The sequence below is a fragment of the Flavobacterium erigeronis genome (assembly GCF_054075165.1).
In genome coordinates, this window is record NZ_JBSKGP010000008.1 from 56,167 (window position 1) to 73,064 (window position 16,898).

Here is a 16,898-nt window from a genome sequence, read left to right on the forward strand (position 1 = left end):
GTACTGTCCCGAAATACTAAAAATGTAAGTTATTTAACGTTTATCGCAAAATTTCCTGACGAAAGTGTCATCAAAACAAAATTGTAGATAGAAATTTATACTTATTCAGGAAGATCTTTTTGATTTGGAGGCAAAAAATTCTCTCCAGTTACTACATTTTTGCCTGTTTGTTGTTCGAGTTCAATTCTTGCATTCTTAGCAACTGAACCGCCTTTTTTACTGGCTACAGCATTTTCCTCCAGTCCTTTTGCTTCATCGTTTTCTGCTATTTGTCTTGTAGAAAGTTCGGCTAACGCTGTAAAAATTAATTCAGCTTCACTCATATGATCTCGCAGATTCTGCGATTCTAATCCTTTTATTTCTTTGTGTTTCTTTACTGATAGTCCAGTCCATTCCTTATGGATGATGTTGGTTAGAAAAGCAAATTCACTTTTCTCTTCGATGCCAGCTTCTTTCCAATAATCAGTGAGTTTGTTGCGGGTTTCCTGCCCCATCATTCTCTGCTGAATCCACTTTTCGCTTCTTCCGTGCTGTTTCCAGTTTTCTCTGGCACGATCTATACTTTCTGACGGATCCTGAATTTCCTGTATGCGTTCATATCCTACTTTTGCCAGCCAAAGTTTAAAGGGTTCTGCTTTTGGTGATGGTATGGATTGAATTATTCTAAAAATATCTTCGACATTTCCTACATCAGTAAGTCTCATTTTACCATCTTCGGCAACTAATTTCAACCGGTTACAATTTGTAACCGTTTCATTTCCTTCTTTCAACAATCTGCTTCTCAATACTTTCCAATAATTTCTTGCTCCCTGATGATGAGGCTGATTGGTGAGAATTTCAACAATATCGACAATTGAAAAATACCATATTTCATTATCAGCATCGAAATGACTTCGTACTTTTTTATCTTCAAAAACTTTAACAGCATCCATAATTACAGCTTTAAACTTACTGATGCAATAATACGAAAATTCTTCTTAAATTTATCTTTTTACATTAAAAACATACGAACCTGATTCTAAAGTCAAAACAATATTATTGTTTTCTATTTTAGAATTAAAAGTCTTATCCAACCTTTGTTTATTAATCGAAACAGTAGAAATATCACTAGTTGGAAGATACACAATAGCAGAAGTATTAGCTGGAATAGTAATATTCCAAATCAAAGATTTTTTATCTTTTTTCCAGTCGCTTTTTATAGTTCCGTAAACAGATTCATAAGAAGCATTTACATACGTTAATCCGGCATTGAAATCTGGTTTCATAATAATTTGCTTGAAGCCTGGCGTTTCAGGATTACTTTTGATTCCCGCCATATTTTCGTAATACCAAATCAGTAAATCGCCTAAAAGCATAACGTGATTTTGCGAATTCATAGCAGGGTCTGCCGTATTTCCGTTCCAAAGTTCCCAGATTGTGGTTGCACCGTTTTCAACCATATAACCCCAGCTTGGGTAGGTTTTGTTGGATGCTAATTTGAAAGCCAAATCTCCTCGTCCAAAATTGGTTAATGTTCGCATTAAAAACTGCGTTCCTATAACACCTGTACTAATATGACCATTTTTAACCACTTCAACTTGGTGTACTAAATTTTCGAATATTTTAGTTTGTAGTCCATCTGGCACTATTCCGAAAGTTAAAGGCAGTAAATTGGCGGTTACGGTATTATTCGCGTAGCTGTTTTTATCGCTGTTCAAATATTTAGCATTGAATGCTTTTTTGATTCTTAAAGCTAATTCATCATAATGTTTTATATCATTTTCAGCATTTGCAATCACCGCAAATTTCTTCATGATATTCAACAACTGATAATAGAACGCACTAGAAATCAATTCGCCATCTGTTAAACGCATTGGATCTTTCGAACGAATTAATTCTAAAGATTCTGGCGGAACGCACCAATCACCATATTTATCTTTGGTCATGATATCATCAACCAGATAATTTTCTTCCATATAATCCATCCATTTTTTCATGTTTGGATATTGTTTTTCGACCACTTTTGCATCTCCAAATTGTTGATACAACATATCAGCAACCGTGATATACGTTCCTGGCCACGTTACGTTGTCTCCATAATAACGCCAGAAAGCCGGTGCCACATCCGGGAGTCCGCCATCTATAGTTTGCGAATACTTAATATCGTCCAACCATTTTGCATACAAAGTCTGATTATCAAATAAAAAGCTTTCGCCATAAGCGCCCGTTGTTCTGTCTCCCAACCAAGGTTGACGCTCGTTTCTCTGCGGACAATCAATTGGCATTCCTTTGTAATTTCCGCTGATTCCCCACCACGCATTCTTAAAAATCTGATTCATAATTGGGTTCGAAGAATCGAAAGTTCCTGTTGTTTGGATATCGTCATAAACGACTTTTCCAACGAAATTTTCTAAAGTTGGTTTCGTTGTAAAACCCGAAATTTCAACAAATCGAAATCCGTGGAAAATAAAACGAGGTTCCCAAATTTCTTCTCCTTCGCCTTTTAAAGTATAAATGTCAGTTGTTTTAGCATCACGCAAATTGGCGATGTATAACGAACCGTCTGGCTGAAGTGATTCTGCAAACTTCATCGTGATTTTATCTCCGCTTTTTCCTTTCACTTTCAATTGTAACCAGCCCACCATATTCTGCCCCATATCTAAGATATAAGTTCCTTTTAGAGTCTGCTTAATCGAAATCGGTTTTACTTCACGTTTCACCTTCATATTTGCCGACATCTGTGCTTCGTAAAATCCGCCTGGTTCTTGAACATATTCTGCTGAAAGCCATTTTTTATCATCAAAATTAATGGTATTCCAACCCTTCATTTCTTTGCGGGCGTCGTACTCCTCTCCGTCGTATTCGTTGTTGGATAAAATCGGTCCATCAGTTGTAATTTTCCAAGTATCATCTGTACGAATAACATCCTTACTTCCATCAGTATATTCTACAAATAACTGCAAGGCCATTTTCGGGTAACCAAACGTTTTAATTTTATACGGTTTATAATCTTGGCGCATCGTAAAAAAACGCCCGTTTCCTAAAATCGTCCCTAGCATATTTTTACCTTCCTGAAGTTGCGAAGTCACATCAAAAACATTGTATTTTATATTCTTTGTATAATCCGTCGGAACAGGCGCTAAAACCTGATCACCAATTTTATTTCCGTTAATATACAATTCATATAAGCCCATTCCCATGATATAGACTTTGGCATTTTTAACTTTCTTTTTCAGATTGATTTCTTTTCGAAGATAACGTGCCGATAATCGAGAATACTGCGAAATGCTATCTCCAGAAGAAGTTTTTTCATATCCAATCCATCGTGTTGATTTCCAATCTGCATAAGTCAAAATTCCAATACTGAAATGTGCATTTTCTTTAGAATGAATTTCTCCTTTATTGGTAAAAACGGTTAATTTCCAGTAAACATCTTGTCTGTCTTTTAGTTTTTTTCCATTATAAATCACATTTATAGAAGCATCACTTTGCACTTTTCCGCTATTCCATAAATCGCCATTTCCTGCATTTAGTTTTTCTAAACTAGAAGAAGCAATAATTTGATATGCAAATTGTTTTACATCATTTACGTCTGCTTTTATCTTCCAGCTTAATCTTGGCTGTAAAACGTCAATTCCTTCTGGATTTGTCAGCATTTCGCATTTCAAATCACTCACCACAATCTTGTTTTGGGCTTTCGCCGAAATACTGAAAAGTGAAATGATTATTGTAAGATGTAAAAAAAACTTTTTCATGGTATTGTTTATTGTTTCCCGCAGATTTTGCAGATTTTTCAGATTGAGCAGATAAAAATTATTTTAATCTGTGTAATCCGTGGTAAAAAAATCTCCAATATCTACCAAATCTGCGAGAGTAAATTTTATTCTCATTTTTTGTCATCCTGAGCGAAGTCGAAGGACACGCACTGTAATTCCACAATCAAAATCGATAATCTTTGTAGAGCTTCTTGTGGAGATCCCTCGTTCCTCGGGATGACAAACTATACGTAATATTTTAAAAAATCATGGATTAATAAACCTTCTCAATTTATCCATTGTACTCAAACTTTCAAATGCAATTTTATTTCGTTCTAACAATTTACTGGTTTCACAACGCATTTTCCACTCAGGGTCCTTGAGTTTTTGCCTCAACTTAGAAACTATAGATGGATTATTTTTCAAAACGGATTCATCAATCCAATATTCTAAAAATTCTAAAGCATTTAAGCGAATGACAACATCTTTATGATCCAATCCTTTCAATAATTTTTCTCTAACTCTTTCTGCAAGATACGTATCTAGAGTTTCGACTAAAATTTCATTGATAACAGAAGAAAGTTCTTTAACGCGATTCTGGTCCAATCCTATTTGATAAACCCTGCTGAATTCATCCGAAAGAAAATCTGCCCATTTATCCAAATCTTCATCCTCACTCAAAGCATAATAGACAAACCTAACTTTATCTGGCTGTGCATAAAGATTATTTTCACAAAAACGCTTTACCGCTTCTAAATCTTTTACAGCTAGTTTCTGAACGTCTTTGATAGCTTCCTCAGATTCTTCATATTCAAGATCATAATATTCATCAAGAGTTATTAACTGATCTAAGTTATGTATAGGCCTAAAAACCGCTTTCTTCTCAATCATAATATTTCAAATAAGGTTTAGAATATTTTTTAAGAATTAGAATTTAAAAATCAAAAAAAATCTGCAGAATCTGCATGAAACCAAATCTCAGCAAAAAATTACTCCGAAATCACTTTCTCCAATTTCTCAGAAAACGCAATTTCTTTTCCGTTTTTATAAATTCTAAAACCTTTTCCTTTTTTATATTTTTCTCCAGTTTTGTCCCATAGTATAGTAATGATATTGCCGTGATACAAAACATTATCCAGACAAAACCAATCCCATTTTTCCTGCGGAATCAACGGATTCACCTCAATCTTTTCATCAGCTCTTGGACGTAATCCAACCATTCCCGTAATCATCAAATCGTTAAAAGTCGAATGATTGTAATAACGGCTTCTTTCTCTGTCGCCCATTAGCCAATAACCAGTCGTTTCGTCCAAATACTCGCCAAGATAAGGTTTTCCTCTGTAATACTGCGATTGAACATACAATTCCATTTGCTTGAAATAATCTGGTTTTCCAACAAAATTCTGATCATAATTATTCAAAACATTTGCCATTGCAGTCAAAGTCTGCGAACTTGCGAAAGGCCAAATCGCACCGTCCCACTCACAGGTTCCAGTTCCGTGCGTTCTAAAACGCGGACTTCTTCTTTCAGCTGTCGTCAAGCCAAACGGTGCCGAAAACCCTTTTTCATCTTTTACCTGTTCCCAAGCTTTTTCAAAACCTTTTCCTTTTTCAGGAAGATTAAAATACCAAGGAATAAATCCGATTGCTTCTCTAACCTGTGCCAAAGTATCTTTTTGTGTCAAAGTCTCAAAGAATTCACTCTTTGAATTCCACAATTTGGTTTCCACTAATTGCTGTAAAACATCAGCTTTCGCTTTAAATTTTGCTTCCGCTTCTTTATCGCCTTTCATTTCAGCCATTTTAGAAATCGCTAGAGCGTTTCCATACATATAACTGTTAATTGTAGGTCTTGCATTTTGCACTTTTCGTCCGCCACTTAAAGATTCTTCCATTCCGTCTTTTACATCATGCTGCCAAAACAAACCATCTTTTCGCTGACGGTCTTTTTCCCAAACCGCATAATCAGTAACCATGTCTGGATACAAATCCAGCAAGAATTTTTCGTCCTTATTCACCAAATAACGATTGTACAAAGCATCGGCTGTCCAACTGCTGAATTTATACAATTTATTCATCGGTTTTCCATCATTACCTCTATACCAAATTTTCACATCCTGCTCAATATATTTCGGATCATGAACCCAACGGAATTCATTAATATGATGCCCCAAAGCACAACTAATCATATTGTATTTATCGGCATACGAACGGTCTACCAAAAACTCTGTAATCGCAAATCCTTGTGGTGTTTGTTTAATATGTTTACGAACACTCCACCAGCGGAAATAATAAATTTCCTCAAAATTCTGCTGTGGACATTCAAACAACGGAATGTTCTTTTCCATCCAAGCCCAAGCACTGTCATTCGGAATCGCAAATTTTAAATTTTCGTCTTCCATCGTGTTGAAATAATCAACATAATGTTTATAATCAGCCGAATTTAAAACTGCAGATTTTCCTTTCTGAGAATGATTTACACTCGATTTACAGCTTGTGTTTAAAGCTATTAAAACTGTAAGCGCTATTATTTTGTATTTAAAATCTCGTAACATTTTAATTGTATTATTTTAATATTTTTTTGGGCGTGTCCCTCCGGGCCGTGCTGTCCGTTCCCGCTTTTTTTATTCGGCTTAAAAAGCCTCACAAAAAAGAGCTCCACTTCCATCACTCACGCGAGAGACGTTTACGTTTTTTCAACAGCTTTATTCTCCTGCAAGGTTTCCAAAACCTTGTAGGTGTTTATTCGTTCCAAGAGATTAATCTCATGGTTTTGTCATTTCGACGTTAGGAGAAATCACACTAGAAATTCCGCAACAATTTTCGACAATCTTTGTGGTTACGCGTGCGATTTCTCCCTAAGGTCGAAATGACAAAATGAACCTGAAATTTATACCTACAAGGTTTCGAAAAACTTGCAGGAAAAACTTAAATTACCTTATATAACTTATATGGTTTCAAAAAAATCAATACCCCGTAAAAGTATATGTTTGCCCTGCTTTCATATTCACATCGTAAACATTGTAATTCGGCAGTTTTACTTTTTCTAGTTTTGCTTCATTCGAAATAATCGGTTTCTTCACTTCCACATCATAAAACAAAACATTTGAATTTTTACCTTTTGCTTTTTTTATTGACGGCCCTTTCAAAGTATTTTCTACTTTTAAACGACAGTTTCCACCAATTTTCGAATAGATTTTTAAAGTCGAAACTTTGTTATTTTTCCAAGTCATGTCGATTACAAAACCGCCTCTTGCCACTAAACTTTTTATGCTTCCGTCTTTCCAAACGGTTGGTAGTGCTGGCAATAACTGAATCGCATCTTCTTGGCTCTGCATCAACATTTCTGCGATTCCGGCCGTACAGCCAAAATTCCCATCAATTTGAAATGGCTGATGCGCATCTAACATATTCGGATACGTTCCGCCACCTTTTCTTTGGTCGGCCGTTACCAAATGCAATTGATCCTGAATCAGTTTATAAGCATGATTTCCGTCTAATAATCTCGCCCATAAATTCACTTTCCATCCCATTGACCAGCCTGTAGATTCGTCTGTTCTGTAAATCAGCGATTGTTTTGCAGCTTCAAATAATTCAGGTGTTTTAATTGGCGAAATCTGATTACTCGGATACAAACCGTACAAATGCGAAACGTGTCTGTGATTGTCTTTCGGATTATCCCAATCGTCCTGCCATTCCTGCAACTGACTATGTTTTCCGACTTTCATTGGAGGCATTTTTGCCAAGGCATCGCTTACTTTTTTCGCATAAATAGCATCTGGCGAAACCAAAGCCGAAGCTTCAATCACATGCGTAAACAAATCAAATATCAACTGATTATCCATTGTCGTTCCCGATGCAATCGTCGATTTTCCAGTTCCACCTGCATGTGTGTTTTCAGGCGAACTTGAAGGCACAACAACTAAATATCCCGTGTTTGGATCTACAATCATGAAATCCAAAAAGAAATCGGCGGCACCTTTCATAATCGGATAAATTTCTGCCAAGTATTTTTTGTCTCCCGTGTACAAATATCTTTCCCATAAATCCTGACAAACCCACGCGCCGCCTGTCGGCCACATTCCCGAAGCTGCTGAATCTACTGGAGCGGTTACACGCCAAATATCGGTATTGTGGTGTAAAACCCATCCGCTGGCATTGTACATCATTTTGGCTGTTTCTGCACCAGTTACGCTTAATTCTTTTGCCATCTGTAAAAACGGTTCGTGCATTTCCTGCAAATTCGTTACCTGCGCCGGCCAGTAATTCATTTCAGCATTAATGTTGGTCGTGTATTTACTGTCCCAAGGCGGAGTTACCATATCGTTCCAAATTCCTTGCAAATTCGCTGGCTGTCCACCTGGCTGTGAACTCGAAATCAATAAATAACGTCCAAATTGGAAATATAATGCGGCCAACTGCGGATCAAATTGTTTGGAGAAATCTCTAATTCTTTCGTTTGTTGGTTTCTTCGCGTTTTCATTCGAACCTAAATCTAAAGCAACTCTATTGAAGAATTTTTGGTAATATTCAGTGTGAGCCTTTTTTATGGTTTCAAAATCTTTTATTTCGGCTTTAGCCAAATAATCTTTGCTCTTCGCAATTTCATCTCCCGAAATATCCTGATAGTTTTTAAAATTCGTTGCAATCGAAATGTACAAAGTCACTTCATCGGCTTTGTTGATGCTTAAAACTCCATTGCTAGCATCGATTTCACCACCTTTATTTTTAGTCGTTAATCTTCCCTGAAATTTTACTTTTCCTTTTACGCCTTCAAAATTGGTTCCAACGCCCGAAAGTATAATCTGGTTTTCTTCTGTTGATGGAACCGTTTTATCAATCGGACTGTTCATGAAAACATTGCACGTAATCTGTCCCGGCTTGCTTGCAGAAAGCTTCACTGCAATAACTTGATCTGAAAATGCTGTTATGATTTCGCGTGTAAATTCAACTCCATTAACGGTGTATTTCACTTTCGCGGAAGCGTTACTAATATCTAGATCTCGGTAGTAATTGGAATATTTTTGATGCCCTGGAAACGAAATATAAACGCTCCCAAAAGTCTGATACGGCATTCCGTCATTGGTCTGCGACATGATATCTTTTGTAGCCAAATCTTGCGCTTCATCAAATTTTCCTTCAAATATTAGTTTGCGGACAATCGGCAAAGCTTCAATAGATTTAGAATGGGCATTACTGTTTGGAGAACCAGCCCAAATGGTTTCTTCATTCAATTGTAAACGCTCAACAGCTGGATCGCCAAAGACCATTGCGCCTAAACGTCCGTTACCTAATGGCAGGGCTTCGTTCCAGATTGCAGCTGGTTTATCGTACCATAATTTTAAATCGCTTTGTGCTGATGCAAAGGAAAAAATCCCTAAACAGATTGCCGTTAATTTAATTTTTAGATTCATACTTATGTTTTTTTCTGCCACGAATTCACGAATTTGCTCTAATACTACTTTGAGCTTAATTTCTCAAATTTATTTCGAACTAATTAATCTGCCTAATCTGCAAAATCTGCGGGAAAAATATTTACTCTCGCAGATTTAGCAGATTCAGCAGATAAAAAATTCGTGAATTCGTGGCTATCTCTCTTTATTTTTTGACCTCGTAAACTTTCAGATTTTTTTCTCCGAACATTTCATATAATTTGTTGATGTCTTTCAGCGCATTTTCAGGCAGTTTTTCTCCTTTGTCTCCAAAAACAAACAACTTTTCTTTTGGTTCAATCACACAAGTTGATTCGTCGATTTCGCCTTTATCGTTCTTCACTTTATTCAAATCTAAATTTAAATATTTCGCCATAAACGGATACAATGCCATTCGTTTCGAGATTCCGAAATCGTGACCTTCTTTTGCAAAATGAGCATTTTCTACCAAATCTTTTTTACCGTACAAATCATAAGTTCGCTGAATAAAAGGAAATTCCAATTCTGGAACTGCCAATGTCCAATCTTTTCCATCTGAAACGATCAATTGCGGTTTTGGAGCCATCATAGCAGAGATTTCAGCGTTGTTTGTTCCGTTTCCACATAAGTGAATGCCGCGCCCGCTTTCGCACGGACATCCGCCAGAAAAGTGAGACGAAACCATTACCACTGGAGCCGAAACTTTTACACGATCATCAATCGCTGCTAAAAACATCGTATGCGATCCTCCGCCTGAACCTCCTGTAACGCCGACTCTTGTCATATCAGCATTTTTAACCGTTGCTAAATAATCCAGCATGCGAATTCCTGTCAATAACTGAACTGTCGATGCAATACTGTTTCTGTGCGTTTCTTCTGGAAACTGCAATAGCGATTCTCCCCAAGCAAATAAATCGTAACCCACAACAATAGCTCCCATTTTAGCCATCATTGCACATCTGTATTGTTCGTCTTTTCTATATCTTCCGTCGCCGAAATGCCCGTCTGGAGTTATAATAACAGCTGCTTTTTTGTTCAACGGATACGGTTTGTAAATCGATCCCGTTGCATAAACACCTGGCAAAATCTCCAGTGCGATATTCTCGACACTGTAGTCTTTATAGATTCTCTTTGGAGTTAAAAGTGGCTTAGACTTAGGTGTAGGGGGCGCCTTATCCAAACCAAATGATGAAATCATACAAGCTTTTAACTCCATTTTGCGTTTTTCCCATTGTTCTTTAGTCGAATAAAGGCTTTCTAAATAAAACAAACGTTCTTTTCCTTTATCAACAGAGACTTTATGGTTTTCATACTTGCGTATGATGTAAGTTCCGTCAGGTTGTTTGAAATACATCAATTCAAACGGTGCTAAAATATTAGTCAGCGACAACGGCAGGTTTCCCGGTTCAATTCTCCAGTCGGCGTAGTCAAGTTCTTTTCCTTTCAATAAACCTCTGTCATCGTTGATCGTTACATTAAATAAAGTTTCAATTTTCTTTATAGTTTCTGATACTGGTTTTCTAAAATTGGTATCAGAAGTCTGTGCTTTGGCAATTGTCAAAGCAAAAATGGAAACTAAGAAGATGTATTTTATTTTTTTCATTGTTGTGAGTTTGTACGCGGATGATACGGATTCGCTATCGCGAAGACGCTGATTTTTGCGGATTTTTTCATCTTTCTAAATAAAAAATCCGTTTTTATCCGCGTCTTTACGAAGTAAATCTGTGTCATCTGCGTTCTATATTGTGCATTCAATTATATATTTTCCAGAACCTAATTCTAAAACTGGTTTTATTCCATCATTACCCGCTCTAACCTTTTTATCATCAATTTTTATTTCTGAATTTTTAGGAACTGGCAATTTTATTGTCGCTGTTGTATTTACCGGAATTTCAACATTTAGAATAAACTTTCCGTCTTTCTTTTCCCAAGAAGAAACAATTTTTCCATAAACCGATTGATAGTCCGCTTTCGCGAAAGTCATGTCGCCCACAACTTCTGGCTGAATGAAGAAATGTTTGAATCCTGGTTTTTCAGGATCCGATTTAATTCCGGCTAAACTTTGGTAAAACCATTCTTCAATTTGTCCCATCATAAAATGGTTATACGAATTTCCTTTTCTCGGATCCCATTGCTCCGTTAAAGTTGTTACACCGTATTTAACCTGAAAACCATAACCCGGAGCATCGTAATGATTGTTCATTTTAAACATCGTTTCGTTTTCGCCATTTTGTGCTAAAGCTTGAAATAAATAACGATTTCCAACATCTCCCGTTGTTAAACGATCTCCTTTTGCTGCAATGTCTGCTAATAAGTTTTGCATTACCGCTTCTTTATATTGTGGCTCTACAATATTCATAAAAATTGGAACGGCATTGCTAAACTGGCTTCCCGTTCCGTATTGTTTGGTTCCTGAGTTGAAAAATTCGTTGTTAAAAGCTGTTTTTATTTCAGAAGTTAATGTTTCGTATTTCTCGATATCTTCCGTTTTACCTAATAATTTAGCTGATTTAGCCACCAAACTTGCTCCGTAATAAAAATGCGAAGTCGCCGAAAGCGCAATCGGACTGTTTTTTGAATATCCTGCTGGATGCGCTCCGTAATCGTACCAGTCGCCCAAACCGTGCGAAACAATGTGATTTTTAGATTTTGATTCTAAATAATCGACATAGTTTTTCATAACCGAATAATATTTTTCAATTAAAGACGCATCGCCGTAATATTCATAATACATCCAAGGCAGAATCACGCCTGTTACGCCCCATTCTGGAGAATCGGTAAAATCGCCTCCAAAAATGATATATTCAGGCACAATCGACGGAATAAGTCCGTTTTCTCTTTGCGAATCTGAAATATTCTGCATCGTAGCAGGAGCGAAAGTTTGCAGATTATAATTGAAAAGCAAACCTGGACCGTTTAAGTGAATTTCTTCCAACCAGCCTAATTTTTCGCGTTGCGGACAATCGGTAAAAACACTCTGGAAATTACTTTTTATAGCATAATTTATAATCTCATGTGTTTTATTAAAAAGCTCATTCGAACATGCAAAACTTCCTGCTTCTCCAGCTGAATTGTAAATGAAATTCGATTTTAAATCCACAAGAGTCGGCAAACTTTTATCTTTTGTTTCTTTGTAATTAATGTTTTCAATCTGAACAAATTGAAATCCGTAAAAACTAAATTTCGGCGTCCATTCTTCGGTATCTTTACTTTTTAGAGTATAGTCATAATAATACGGTTTTCCCGATTTTCCTTGTCCAACCGTCCCGTCTTCGTTTAAACTTTCTCCAACCCAAACGCGAACGGTTTGTCCTTTTTTTCCTTTTACTTTTATAGTTGGAAATCCAGAAAGATTTTGTCCCATATCAAAAACAAAGAAATTCGGTTTCAGCTCTTTTGCTGTTTTAACTTCGTACTGTTTCTGAATTGTAATTGGTGTTGTAGTCTGAGGTCTCAAAACTCCTTTTGGAGCTTCTTGAACCACTACTTTTTTCCAATCTGAATCTTTGAAATGTTTGGTATTCCAGCCTTTTTGCTCTAAATTGGCGTTGTAATCTTCTCCACCAAAAATGCTGTTATACGTAATCGGACTTTTGCTGTATTTCCACGTTTCATCTGACTTTATGATTTCTTCTGAATTATCATTGTATTTGATTTTCATTTTGAAGAATAAAGTAGGCGGCCCAAAACTCACGAAAAATTTGGTATATCGTTCAGCCAGTGTATTGTACATTCCATTTCCTAATAAAACGCCGATAACATTTTCGCCTTTTTGAAGTTGCTTGGCGCTTAATTCATAAACATTGTAATTCACCGTTTTATCGTAATCTGTCCATAAAGGTGCAAACTGACTGTTGCCAACTTTTTTACCGTTGATCGTCAATTCGTAATGTCCTAAACCCGAAATATAAACGACTGCTTCTTTAATTTCTTTTTTTACATCGAAAGGTTTACGAAGCATAATACTTCTTCTTGACAAAGAATCGGAAGCATTTATTATCGCATCTTTCTTTTCTCTTTTATAAGTGGCACTATGAAAGTTTCGGCCTTCTGGCAAATGACTGTCTGCTTTGGTAATCGCTCCAATCCAAACGGGATTTAGTTCTGATTCTAAAGGTGCCGTTCTAAAAGCAGCAGTTTTGCTCCATTTAGAAAGTTTTCCTTCCTGATTCCAAACTTTGACTTTCCAGAAATATTTGGTTTCGTTTTTTAATGGTTTTCCGTTGTAAACAATACGCAGGTTTTTATCTGAGTTTACTCTTCCAGTATTCCAAATATCTCCATCGTCATTATTTAATTTTTCTTCGGAAGAAGCTACTAAAATCAAATAAGCAATTTGCGAAGCATCAGATTCTTTTGAAACTAATTTCCAACCGAATCTCGGCTGATTCTGAACGACTGCTAAAGGGTTTTCAGCCATTTCTGTGGTAAGATGTACAGGAAGAATTTGTCCTTTAGAAACTAGGGTTACTAAAAGGCAAATCGCTAATACTATGTTTTTAAAATTTTTCATCTTTACTTGTTTGTCTGCTAATTTTGTTTCTCGCAGATTTTGCAGATTGAGCTGATTTTTTTTTCGCCACGAATTCACGAATTTTCTCTAATTTTTCTTTGTGTTTAATTTTTCGAATTTATACCAAAATATTAATTTGATTTATTCGTGAAATATTTTAATCATTGTTAAATAAATTACGCACTGATGATAAAAATAATTAGTGAATTCGTGGCTAATTTAATTTTTTAGTAATCAAAGATTCGATATTAAAAACTGCTTCTGGGATTAATTTTCCGGTTTGAGGCAGGTCGTCGTAATCGTCTGTGTCTGGCGCTGTGTCTGCATTTGGTGTAAATCTCTGTTCTCCTGTTCGGAACATAATTCTTTCAAATCCGTCTATTGGCGCGTAGAATATCTTTGTTGATTCTTTTTCATCGTTTACTTTTATCGTATACGAACGGTTTTTAGCATCTAATTTAACCGTTATTTTATACGTTTTGTTGGCTTCATATTTTCCAATCCCATTGAAACGCGCTCCAGTTTTCACTTTAATCTGACCATCCGAATCAAACGTCAATCGTACTGAAGGCAGACCTTGTTTGTTTTGGAATTCAACCTGCAATAAACCATGATTGTTCTGCTCTGGTTTAACCGTGAAAACAGCCTCCATTTTTGAAGCAAATGGAATAACACGTTCTGCTCTTGAATAATCAAAATAATCCTGATCTCTTAAAGTCAGCCATTTTTTACCGTCAGCTTTCTTTTCGATTTTTGTGGATGCCCAAGAAAGATCGTACGTATTCCAGAACTTCAATTCTTCTCCGTCAGGTAAATTATTGAAAACATCGTTTACATCATTTGTGACCACAGAAGTCACAGGAACAGGAATCGAAGCTACCCAAATATCTTCTTTGTTTACGCTGTAACCCACCCAGATTTTTCCGTCTGGCGGAGTTCCGTTTTTCTCAGTGATTCCGCGAACATATTGCGGACCGGCTGATTTGTAGTTTCCGCCATATCGCATCGGACTTACTTCTCCGTGAACCAGTAATAAATCTTTATAATTTAATCCGTCATCACTAGTCGAAATTGCCAATGGCCAACGGTATTCTGACGGATTGTAAAGTGTCGCATAACGATTGTCAGATGTTTTTTGTCCCCAGATTTTAGCATTGCTGTTTACAAATCCAGGCGCACGCAACGGCATATAATCCCATGATTTTCCACCGTCACGGCTGATTGACGTTAAAGCGTGTTTCCATAAACCTACTACATTTCCGTTTGGTAAATGGTAATAGCTGAAAGCTTTATAAGGTTTTTGAAGCGGAATTAATTCATCATCACGATCAGCTTCTTCTACCCATTGCTGTAAAACTAATGGCTCAGACAGAATTTCTTCACAGGCTTTGATCAATCCTTTGTCTTTTGATTTAGTATAAAAAGGGAATTTCGATTTCGATTTGTCCCAAGTTTTATTGTATCTGATGAAATAAATTTCGCCAAAACTTCCGTCTTTTTTAATTTCGCGAATCACACGACCGATTCCTTTTCCGTCATTTGGGTCGTCTTTTTCATCCATTGCGATTCCGTAATACGCCAAGGCAAAAAGGCGTTTATCTTTTGACGTATAAAAGCCCATTCTTTGGTGCATAATCGCATCGAGATTTTTGGCAACACCTTCAACGCCTTCTTTTTTCCATCCGTCTGGAATTCTGTAAATAGGAAAAATTACTTCTGGTTTTGTCCAAGTTTGACCATCTTTAGAAGTCATTAATAAAGTCTGGCTCGGCGGAATATGTTCGCCTGAAGGGTCGCTCAAATAATGCAGATAAAAAGTATTATTCCAATACGCCATCATCGGCTGGTGGTTGTATGTCCATCCGAATCCATCTGCTTTTTCGGGATGTTCACGGCTTGCACGCATGATCTGTGTGGCGTGAACTCCAACCGCTGGACTTAACTGTCCGTGATGGTAATCTACATTTGAAAGTGTTTTGCCAACATAACGCACGGTATCGTTTTGTGCATTTACACCTGTGCAAGTCAGAAGAATTGCAGAAGCGGTGATGATGTTGGTTTTAATATTTTTGAAAGTATTCATGGTATTATTTTTATCGTTATTAAACCTGACAGGTTTTAAAAACCTGTCAGGTTTGCGATCGTAAATTTTAATATTTTAAATCTGCTCAATCTGCCAAATCTGCGAGAGTAAATTTTCTCCCGCAGATTTAGCAGATTCTGGAGATTTTTATTTTTTTGCCACAGATTAAACGAATTAAAATGATTTTTAAAATCTGTGCTAATCTGTGTAATCTGTGGCATTAACTTTTATTTCCTATCAATTAATCCTTTTAAAACTTCGCTTGAAATTGTCGTAATCGTTCCGTGTTTGTGTCCTTCCGGAAGACTTATTTTGGATGAAACATCTTCAAAATGAACAAAATCTGAAGTGCTTAACGCTTTATAATTTTTGGAACCGTAATTGTCATAATACAACAGCCAATTTTTGCCAACTTTTACTACCGTCGGACCTTCTGATAAATATTCTGTTAAAGGCTCTGAACTTTTTTCAAACGGACCTAATGGCGATTTTCCGAAAGCTACCTTTATGTTTCGCATTGGTCTTGTATTGTCTTTCAAAACCAAAACATAATCCTTTTTTGCTTTTTTAACGATCACACAGTCAATTACACTGAAACCCGGATCGTAATATAATTTGGTATCTGAAAAGGTTTTGAAATCTTTTGTCGTTACATAATACATTCTGTGATTGTTTTTCTCGTCTTCCACACCTTTTTCAAATCGGAACGGAATGGTCGATGCCCAGATTATAATGTATTCTTTTTTAACATCATCATAAAAAATCTCTGGCGCCCAAACGTTTACTACATCCGGCTCGTTTTTCATTACGGGAATATATTGTTGTTCTGACCAGTGAATTAAGTCTTTTGAACTTGCGTAACCGAAACCGTTTCCGCCTTTCCAGTCGGTTGTCCAAACCATGTGGTACGTTCCGTCTGCGCCTTTTGTGATTGACGGGTCACGCATGATTTTACTGGCTCCGATTTCTGGTTTTAGAAATGATCCTTCTAAGCCTTTCCAGTTGTACCCGTCTTCGCTGTACGCCAGATATAAACCTTCTGTCGCTGGTTCTCTAAACGACGTAAAAAGATAGAGTTCTTTCTTTTTTTGCGAATAACTAACCGCGAAAAGTGAAAGGGTTAATATGATGAATAATTTTTTCATGTTATTAAATTA

The 16,898-nt window shown here is 36.6% G+C and carries 9 protein-coding genes; all 9 read right to left on the minus strand.

The features are described 5' to 3' along the window. Positions 1-101 precede the first annotated feature (101 nt). Complete coding sequence (locus ACWA1F_RS16165; RefSeq protein ID WP_456895040.1) at positions 102-932, minus strand: BRO family protein; 831 nt, start codon at positions 930-932, stop codon at positions 102-104. Positions 933-983: 51 nt separating this feature from the next. After that, positions 984-3,734: an alpha-L-rhamnosidase gene (locus tag ACWA1F_RS16170; RefSeq protein WP_456895042.1), complete on the minus strand. Its 2,751-nt coding sequence runs from the start codon at positions 3,732-3,734 to the stop codon at positions 984-986. A gap of 267 nt (positions 3,735-4,001) precedes the next feature. Then, complete coding sequence (locus ACWA1F_RS16175; RefSeq protein ID WP_456895044.1) at positions 4,002-4,625, minus strand: hypothetical protein; 624 nt, start codon at positions 4,623-4,625, stop codon at positions 4,002-4,004. 98 nt (positions 4,626-4,723) lie between these two features. Further along, a complete protein-coding gene (locus ACWA1F_RS16180; protein WP_456895046.1) occupies positions 4,724-6,289 on the minus strand; it encodes an MGH1-like glycoside hydrolase domain-containing protein in 1,566 nt (521 codons plus the stop codon). Between the two features lie 411 nt (positions 6,290-6,700). Then, positions 6,701-9,148 carry a glycoside hydrolase family 95 protein gene (locus tag ACWA1F_RS16185; RefSeq protein ID WP_456895048.1) on the minus strand — a complete coding sequence of 816 codons (2,448 nt, stop codon included), beginning with the start codon at positions 9,146-9,148 and terminating at the stop codon, positions 6,701-6,703. Positions 9,149-9,332: 184 nt separating this feature from the next. After that, positions 9,333-10,748: an acetylxylan esterase gene (locus tag ACWA1F_RS16190; protein ID WP_456895050.1), complete on the minus strand. Its 1,416-nt coding sequence runs from the start codon at positions 10,746-10,748 to the stop codon at positions 9,333-9,335. 135 nt (positions 10,749-10,883) lie between these two features. After that, positions 10,884-13,658, minus strand: coding sequence for a glycoside hydrolase family 78 protein (locus ACWA1F_RS16195; protein WP_456895052.1), 2,775 nt, complete (start codon positions 13,656-13,658; stop codon positions 10,884-10,886). Positions 13,659-13,872: 214 nt separating this feature from the next. After that, complete coding sequence (locus ACWA1F_RS16200) at positions 13,873-15,741, minus strand: six-hairpin glycosidase (protein ID WP_456895054.1); 1,869 nt, start codon at positions 15,739-15,741, stop codon at positions 13,873-13,875. A 227-nt stretch (positions 15,742-15,968) separates the two neighbouring features. After that, positions 15,969-16,886: a glycoside hydrolase family 43 protein gene (locus ACWA1F_RS16205; protein ID WP_456895056.1), complete on the minus strand. Its 918-nt coding sequence runs from the start codon at positions 16,884-16,886 to the stop codon at positions 15,969-15,971. Positions 16,887-16,898: the final 12 nt, after the last annotated feature.